Genomic DNA, 471 nt, shown 5'->3' with positions numbered 1-471 from the left:
ATATCCAAATATGGAGAAGACTCACTAGGCGCTGGTTGAGAAACCAATATAGACTTTATTCTCATCATTGACTTTTATTAAAAAAATAACAACTTCCAAAGCAATAATAATGGTGCGATTTGGAGGGTGCAAATATACAAAAATTTATAATACCATTTCTCGGGAAGAATCTTGTTCTTGTGAAATAAATAGAAAAATACTTTGAAAATGAATACAAAAGAAAAGAAGCAGAGATAATACAAAAACATTTTATTTCTGTCTATAGGGAAGTAATAGTGGGCTACACAAAGAATTATTAGTAAAAATGAAAGGATAAAATAAAATTTTGTGGAGGTGAAATAAAAAATAGTCCATTTTTTTCCGTCCCCTATACTTTGATAAAATAAAAAACCTAATGTTGATTTCATTAAATAAAAAAAGAGTACAGCCAGCAGGGTGTAGCCGAATTTATTAAGCTGATACCCCAAAAGC

1 protein-coding gene is annotated in these 471 nt (G+C 29.5%); it reads right to left on the bottom strand.

Annotated features, from left to right (window positions below):
• Positions 1 to 77: 77 nt before the first annotated feature.
• Positions 78 to 467, bottom strand: a complete 390-nt coding sequence (locus RNB18_RS54015; RefSeq protein WP_394817809.1) for a DUF4271 domain-containing protein — start codon at positions 465 to 467, stop codon at positions 78 to 80.
• Between the last annotated feature and the right edge of the window lie 4 nt (positions 468 to 471).

This window comes from Streptomyces doebereineriae, from assembly GCF_031845645.1.
In the GTDB taxonomy this organism is placed as follows: Bacteria; Actinomycetota; Actinomycetes; order Streptomycetales; family Streptomycetaceae; genus Streptomyces; species Streptomyces canus.
This window is presented reverse-complemented; position numbering and strand designations above follow the sequence as displayed.